Raw genomic sequence first — 7,557 nt, 5'->3', positions numbered from 1 at the left:
CGTCCACCCGGACCCGCGCCTTCACCATGCAGTTCTTTCTGCAGAACCTGACGCTCGGTATCGGCGGACTCGTCGGCGGGCAGATCGTCGACGCGAGCCGGCCCAGCAGCTTCACGCTGCTCTTCGCCATCGAGGCCGCGATGTTCCTGGCGCTCGCCGGGATCGCGGCGTCCGTCCGGCTGCCGCGCGCTCCGGGGCTGGAACTGGCCCCGCAGCCCAAGGGCGGCGGAGTGCGTGCGCTGCTGCAGCACCGCGCCATGGTGCAGCTCTGCGTGCTCGGCTTTGTCGTCTTCTTCGCTTGTTACGGCCAATTCGAGTCCGGGCTTGCCGCATACGGGACCGAGGCCGCCGGAATTCAGCCCTCGACGCTCGGAATCGCGCTGGCCGCCAATACGGCCGTGATTGTCGTCGCGCAGTTCGTGGTGCTGAAGGTCGTGGAGAAGCGGCGGCGCTCGCGGGTGATCGCCGCGGTGGGGCTCATCTGGGCCTTCGCCTGGGTCATCGCGGGGTACGCGGGGCTCGGTCACGGCAGCCAGGCCATGGCGACGGCCGCGTTCATCTCGACGTACGCGCTGTTCGGGCTCGGTGAGTCCATGCTGTCGCCGACCGTCGCGCCGCTCGTCGCCGATCTGGCGCCCGATTCCATGGTCGGTCAGTACAACTCGGCCTTCGCCCTGGTCAAGCAGCTGGCACTGGCCATCGGGCCCGCGGTCGGCGGGCCGATGGGGGCGTCGATGCATCTGCTGTACATCGCGACCTTCGTGGTGTTCTCCCTCGGGATCACCACTCTGGCGCTGCGGCTCGGGCGGCGGCTCACCCCCGTACAGAACAATCCGTCGCTCGGACACGGTTCGCGGGTCGTGGCGACGCATGTGCCGGAGGCCGCGGCCGCCCCGCACTGACAGCCGGCCCCCGGCACCTCGCCCCTCGCAGCCCGCATACAGGGGCTACGGGCGGGATGCCGGCCGGTTCGCCGTGTTGTCGGGGAGGGCGAACTCGCACCAGACCGCCTTCCCGCCCCCCGGTGTACGGCGGGAGCCCCAGGACGAGGCGATCGTCGCGATGATCGAGATACCGCGGCCCGCCTCGTCGGCGGGTTCCGCGCGGCGGCGGCGCGGCAGGTGGTCATCGCCGTCCGTCACCTCGATGATCAGCCGGCGGTCGGTCCTGCGCAGCCGCAGCCGCATCGGCGGGGTGCCGTGCTGGAGGGAGTTGGCGACGAGTTCGCTGGCGGCCAGGACTCCCAGGTCGTGAAGTTCCACGTGAAACCTCCAGGACGTCAGCACGCCGGAGGCGAAGGCCCGGGCGCGGGGAGCCGCCTCCACTCCGCCCAGCAGGTCCAGCGCCGCGTTGTGGAACAGCTCGGCGGCCGGGCCCGTACGCGCGGGGTGCTGGACGACCAGCACCGCGACATCGTCGTCGTGCTCGGCCGTGACGCCGAGCGAGCGGATCAGCCGGTCGCAGACGACCTGCGGGGCACCGGACGCACCGGACAGTGCGCGCTCCAGAGCGGCCACGCCCTCGTCGATGTCCTCACCCCGGCGCTCGACCAGACCGTCGGTGTAGAGCACGGCGGCGGAGCCGGGCGGCAGCGCGATCGAGTCCGACGTGTGCTGCCAGCCGCCCGTCCCGAGCGGCGGACCTGTCGGGTCTGCGGCGCGGCGTACCGTGCCGTCCTCGTCCCTGACCAGTACCGGCAGATGGCCGGCCGATGCGTAGACCAGGCGGCCCTCATTGGGGTCGTGGACCGCGTAGAGGCAGGTGGCGATCTGGTTGGGGTCGATCTCGGAGGCGAGGCCGTCCAGGAGCTGAAGGATCTCGTGCGGGGGCAGGTCCAGCCGGGCATAGGCACGGACGGCCGTGCGGAGCTGGCCCATGACCGCGGCGGCCCTGACCCCGCGGCCCATGACATCGCCGATGACCAGGGCCGTGCGCCCGGCGCCGAGGGTGATCACGTCGTACCAGTCGCCGCCGACGGCCGCGTCCGTGCCGCCCGGCTGGTAGGTGGCCGCGATACGCAGGTCGTCGGGCTGCTCCAGCTCCTGGGGAAGCAGTGAGCGCTGGAGGGTGACTGCCGTCTCGCGCTGTCTGCGCTCGCTGGTCCGCAGTCGTTCGGCGGCGTCGGCGTGGTCGGAGACATCGGCGGCGAAGACGAGAACCCCGCCGTGCTCCGGGAGGTTGGGGACCGGAGTGCAGGTCACCCTGTACGAGCCCGCGCCCGGACCGGCCTGCACCCGGCGGGACTTGACGGTACGAGGGGTTCCGCTGCGGAGTACCTGGTCCATCAGCGGGAGGAGCCCCAGCTCGGCGAGTTCGGGCAGTTCGTCGGCCGCGCACCCGCCGGTGGAGCGGGGGCCGAAGGCCGCGGTGTAGGCGTCGTTGACGTAGGCGACGCGGTGCTCGGTTCCGTACACCAGGGCGACCAGTGCGGGCAGACTGCCGAGGATCTCCCGTACGGAGAGCTCGTCCAGCGCCGGGAGCCGGTCGGTGTCAGCGGTCAACTCGGCTTCCCGGTCCGGGGGCCGGCCGGACTCACCGCGGGCTGCTGGCACGGAACTGTGGTCGGTCCGCGCGGCGGCGCGGCGCTGCGTTCCGGGGAGCCGGGCGCTCCAGCGCGTGAAGTTCACTGCTTTTCAAGCCTCGTTTGTCGTGACGGGACGGCTGGGACCTGCTGCTCACCCGGCGGGGAAATCCGGGTCGTACGGGGTGTTCTGTGCGGGTCTGGGCCCACCTATGGTCACACGCCCCGTGTGACCGGTGACACTGTCGGCGTCAGTCCCGCTTCGGGCGGTCGCCGCCGGCGGCCCATTCGAATTCGGCCCGCGGGTGTTCCAGCGAACCGAGCGAAACGATCTCGCGCTTGAAGAGTCCGGCGAGCGTCCACTCGGCGAGGACCTTGGCCTTCCGGTTGAAGGTGGGTATACGGCTCAGGTGGTACGCGCGGTGCATGAACCAGGCAGGGTAGCCCTTCACCTTGCGTCCGTAGATGTGGGCGACACCTTTGTGGAGGCCGAGCGAGGCGACCGAACCCGCGTACGTGTGCTCGTAGTTGCTGAGCGGCCTGCCGTGCAGTGAGGCGACGATGTTCTCCGCGAGGACCTTCGCCTGGCGCACGGCGTGCTGTGCGTTGGGCGCGGTCTCCGCGCCGGGCTCGTCCGACGTGAGGTCGGGGACCGCCGCCGCGTCGCCCGCCGCCCAGGCATGGGCGGTCCCTTCGACGGTGAGCTGCGCCGTGCAGCGCAGCCGGCCGCGGTCGTTGAGCGGGAGGTCGCTGGCGGCGAGGACCGGGTTCGGTTTGACGCCCGCGGTCCAGACGAGGGTCCTGTTGGGGAAGCGGGAGCCGTCGCTCAGCACGGCGACCCGGTGGTCGCAGCTGTCCAGCCGGGTCTCCAGGCGTACGTCGATGTTGCGGTTGCGCAGCTCCCGGATCGCGTACTCGCCCATCTCCTGGCCGACTTCGGGGAGGATGCGGTCGGCGGCCTCCACCAGGATCCAGCTCATGTCCTCGCGGTCGACGTTGTGGTAGTAACGCGACGCGTAGCGCGCCATGTCCTCCAGCTCGGCGAGCGCTTCGACGCCCGCGTAGCCGCCGCCGACGAAGACGAAGGTGAGGGCGGCGTCACGGATCGCGGGGTCGCGGGTCGACGAGGCGATGTCCATCTGCTCGATGACGTGGTTGCGCAGGCCGATGGCCTCTTCGATGCTCTTGAAGCCGATTCCGTACTCGGCGAGGCCCGGGATGGGCAGGGTACGGGACACGGAGCCCGGGGCCAGCACGAGTTCGTCGTAGGCGATCTCCGTCGCGCCGGTGCCGTCATCGGCGCCCGCGAGGGTGGTCACGGTCGCAGTGCGCTCGGCGTGATTGACGGCGGTGGCCTCGCCGATGACGATGCGGCACTTGTCGAGGAGCCTTCTGAGCGGCACGACGACATGGCGGGGCGAGATGGAACCGGCGGCGGCCTCGGGGAGGAACGGCTGATACGTCATATAGGGGTCGGGAGTGACCACGGTGATCTCCGCTTCGCCGTCCTTCAGCTTCCGCTGGAGACGCAGCGCCGTGTACAGACCCACGTAGCCGCCGCCGACCACGAGAATGCGCGTGCCGGTCCGGGGTCCCTGGCCGGGCCCGGGGTTCGTCTCGGGGGAGAGGGGAGCAGTCACTGTCCCATGAGGCAACGGGCGCTCGACTTTGTCCACAGGCCCGACAAATTGTGTGACCGGAGAACACCGGCGCGCCGCAGCGGAGCGTTTCCCCTCGTGAAGGGAAGGGCCGCAGGTCAGCAGGGGGGACGGTCAGTGGTCACCGGGGTGGAATAGGGAGAGTCCAGGCCCATACTCCGATCGGGGGGCGCTCCGTGCGGAACTACCCCCTTCTGAATCGCCCCTTGCTCAACTATGTTCGTAGTTCGCCGGGGTGTGGGGTCTGGGTCCCGGCGGGACCAGGCGGGGAGTCTCCGGGGGGAGACATCATTACCGGGGGATCGCATATGCACATTCAGGACGCTCGTTGGCAGGCCGCTGTCCCGGCCGAGAGCAATGGACGGGCAGGCGCCGGCACGCGCTCGGCGCCCCTTCGCGTGGACGCACAGCGCAATCTGGAACACGTACTGCGGGCAGCCCGCGAGGTGTTCGGCGAGCTCGGGTACGGCGCACCGATGGAGGACGTGGCACGCCGGGCGCGAGTCGGGGTCGGCACGGTGTACCGCCGCTTCCCGAGCAAGGACGTCCTGGTCAGCCGGATAGCCGAGGAGGAGACCGCCCGCCTGACGGAGCAGGCCCGTACGGCACTTGGGCAGGAGGACGAGCCGTGGTCCGCGCTCTCACGATTCCTGCGGACGTCGGTGGCTTCGGGTGCGGGACGGCTGCTGCCGCCCCAGGTGCTGCGCGTGGGGGTGGCCGAAGCGGCCGAGATCGGTGACGGCGCCCTCGGCGGGCCCCCGTTGGCGGGCTCTGACGCCTCCACGGACGAGACGCGCGTACCGCATCAGCGGTCGGCCTCCCGGATCGCCGGGGAACCGCCGTCGACCGGCGCGCTGCCCGGGCTCTCGGCCGAGAGCGCGGGGGCCGTGGAGCTGCTGGAGGTCGTGGGCCGGCTGGTGGACCGGGCGCACACAGCGGGTGAGTTGCGCGGCGATGTGACCGTGGCGGACGTCCTGCTGGTGATAGCCACGGCGGCGCCGACACTGCCCGACTCGGCACAGCAGGCGGCCGCGTCCTCACGGCTGCTGGACATCCTGCTGGAGGGTCTGCGGTCGCGTCCGGCGTGAGCGCGGGGTGCGGCTGATGGCTGATGGCTGATGGCTGACGGCGTACCCGCGTCGGCGGCGCGCGTATCGGCAGTGGCCTGATCGGCGGCACCCGCGTCGCAGTCGGCTGCCTCGCAGTGGGCTGTGTCCCAGTCGTCTGCTGTGCAGTCGGCCGGTTGCCTCGGCATCACTCATCCGGGCTCTGCGGAGAATCGGGCTCTGGGGACAACTGGTTGAGCCTTCCCCTAACGGGTGACAGTTAGTGCTCCGATTCGGGAAGACTCCCCGGATGAGTGGTTGCCGAACGCGGGTGGCCGGTTATAGCCCCCGCTGTGTCACTCTTGGCCGGTGTTCTGGTCCAAGGTACGTACGGGGGCTTTCCGCGATGAGCGTTGAAGGGCGGGACGAGCCACTCGGCGAGGCCGGCGGAGCGCAGCCGCTGCCCGGACAGGACCCGGGGCAGCCGCCCGGGAAGGTGTCCGGAGAAGCAACCGGGAAGGGCGGGCCGCCTCCGGGCGGCGAGTGGTCGGTGCCCCAGCAGCGTGAGGGCGGCGGCAGCGGAGTACTTCCGCCGCCGCGCTCCCTGGACCTGCCGCCGTCGGACGCCGAGCTGATCGCGCAGATGCGGGAGGGCACCGACGGCGCCGACGGCATCGACAGCGCCTACGAGGAGCTGTTCCGCAGGCACTCCGACGCGGTGCGCCGCTATGCCCGTACCTGCTGCCGCGACGCGCACACCGCCGACGACCTGACGGCCGAGGTGTTCGCGCGCACGCTGCAGGCGGTACGGGGCGGGGCAGGACCCGAGCAGGCGGTGCGGGCCTATCTGCTGACCACGGTGCGCCGGGTCGCCGCGGCGTGGACGAAGACCGCCAAGCGGGAGCAGCTGGTCGAGGACTTCGCCGTCTTCGCCGACCAGGCCGCCAGGTCCTCGTCGTCCGAGGTGTCCGACCAGGACACGCTGGATCTGGGCGCCGATGTCCAGGCCATGCGGATCGCCGAGAAGTCGCTGGCCATGGAGGCGTTCCGGTCGCTGCCCGAGCGCTGGCAGGCGGTCCTCTGGCACACCACCGTGGAGGAGGAGTCCCCGAGCGACGTCGCCCCGCTGTTCGGGCTGACGGCCAATGCCACCGCGGTCCTGGCCAGCCGGGCCCGTGAAGGGCTCAAGCAGGCCTATCTCCAGGCCCATGTGAGCCAGACGCTCACCGCGGGCGGCGACTGCGCGCAGTACGCCGACCGGCTCGGGGCGTACGCCCGCGGCGGCCTGCGGATGCGGGCCGAGCGGGGGCTGCGGAAGCATCTGGAGGAGTGCGCCAAGTGCCGGCTCGCGGCGGGCGAGCTCAAGGACGTCAACGCCGGGATTCCCGGGCTCGTTCCGATCGCGGTCATCGGCTGGTTCGCCGGCGGGTCCGCCCTCAAGGCCGCCGGGCTCGTCGCCGGCGGCGCTGCCGGGGCCGCGGGCGCCGCGGGGGCAGGTGCCGCCGCGGCGTCGGGCGGGAGTTCGGCGGGTGGGGCGGCTGCCGCGTCCGAAGGGCTCGGTGTGCCCGCCAAGGCCGGTATCGCCGCCGGTGTCGTCGTCGCGGCGGCCGCCGGTCTGGCATTCGCGCTGTCGGGCAGCGACGCTCCCCGGCCGGTGCCGCACGCCGCGCCCCCGGTCGCTCAGCCCGTCGTACCGGCCAAGCCCACGCCGCCGCCCCCGCGGCCGAAGGCACCGCCCGCTCCCCCGGCGCCCGCGCCCAAGCCCACCCCGAAGCCGAAGCCGAAGCCGCCGCCCCCGAAGGCCGTGCCCAAGCCCCCCAGGCCGACGCCGGCTCCGACGCCCGAACCCACACCACCGCCGAAGCCCACCCCTGCTCCGACGCCGCCGCCCGTACCGGCCGTCTACCAGGTCGCCGCGCTCGCGTACTCGCTCATCGGCGACCACACCGATCCCGAGCTCAGCCTCAAGGACAGCGGCCCGGTGTGGCAGCGCCGTCAGTTGTCCATGCGCGGGACCGAGTACAACCGCGGCATCAGCGTGCACGCCCCGTCCAGCGTGACCGTCCAGCTCAACCGCCAGTGCTCCACCTACGAAGCGCTGGCCGGCATCGACGACATGTCGCTCGGGCTCGGTGCGGTGCGCTTCTCGGTGTACGGGGACGGGTCCCTGCTGTGGAGTTCGCCCGTGGTGCACGGCAGGGATCCGGCCGTGCACGTGCGGGTCGGGATCGCGGGCCACCGGACGCTCCGGCTGGTGGTCGAACGGAGCGGACCGTTCGGCTCGGTGGCGGTGGCCGACTGGGCGCAGTCACAGATCAGCTGCAGCTGACCG

5 protein-coding genes (1 of these 5 running past the window's edge) are annotated in these 7,557 nt (G+C 71.8%); 3 read left to right on the top strand and 2 right to left on the bottom strand.

Annotated features, from left to right (window positions below; genetic code table 11):
• Nucleotides 1–902, top strand: partial view of an MFS transporter gene (locus OG210_RS15505; RefSeq protein WP_371540314.1) — the 3' portion only. 367 nt of this gene lie to the left of the window's left edge; the window shows 902 of its 1,269 coding nt (coding positions 368–1,269); its start codon lies off the left edge, out of view; the stop codon is at nucleotides 900–902.
• Between the two features lie 45 nt (nucleotides 903–947).
• Here OG210_RS15505 and OG210_RS15500 read toward each other — a convergent pair whose 3' ends face one another.
• Nucleotides 948–2,627 (bottom strand): ATP-binding SpoIIE family protein phosphatase, encoded by a 1,680-nt coding sequence (locus OG210_RS15500; RefSeq protein WP_328328605.1) that lies wholly within the window; start codon nucleotides 2,625–2,627, stop codon nucleotides 948–950.
• A 145-nt stretch (nucleotides 2,628–2,772) separates the two neighbouring features.
• Nucleotides 2,773–4,161, bottom strand: coding sequence for an NAD(P)/FAD-dependent oxidoreductase (locus tag OG210_RS15495; protein WP_371537058.1), 1,389 nt, complete (start codon nucleotides 4,159–4,161; stop codon nucleotides 2,773–2,775).
• Nucleotides 4,162–4,487: 326 nt separating this feature from the next.
• On the opposite strand from OG210_RS15495, the gene OG210_RS15490 reads away from it, so the two are divergent.
• Both OG210_RS15490 and OG210_RS15485 read left to right on the top strand, forming a co-directional pair.
• The gene (locus OG210_RS15490; protein ID WP_328328607.1) at nucleotides 4,488–5,267 is read left to right on the top strand and encodes a helix-turn-helix domain-containing protein; all 780 of its coding nucleotides are present in this window, start codon (nucleotides 4,488–4,490) and stop codon (nucleotides 5,265–5,267) included.
• Nucleotides 5,268–5,631: 364 nt separating this feature from the next.
• Nucleotides 5,632–7,554: a sigma-70 family RNA polymerase sigma factor gene (locus tag OG210_RS15485; RefSeq protein ID WP_371537055.1), complete on the top strand. Its 1,923-nt coding sequence runs from the start codon at nucleotides 5,632–5,634 to the stop codon at nucleotides 7,552–7,554.
• Nucleotides 7,555–7,557: the final 3 nt, after the last annotated feature.

Source organism: Streptomyces sp. NBC_00466, assembly GCF_041433995.1.
GTDB lineage: Bacteria > Actinomycetota > Actinomycetes > Streptomycetales > Streptomycetaceae > Streptomyces.
The sequence above is the reverse complement of the archived record's forward strand: the minus strand, read 5'-3'. Positions and strand labels throughout refer to the sequence as shown.

Coding starts and splice junctions, on each gene's coding strand:
- OG210_RS15490 (WP_328328607.1), top strand. CDS start 4,488: ATGCACATTCAGGACGCTCGTTGGCAGGCCGCTGTCCCGGCCGAGAGC.
- OG210_RS15485 (WP_371537055.1), top strand. CDS start 5,632: ATGAGCGTTGAAGGGCGGGACGAGCCACTCGGCGAGGCCGGCGGAGCG.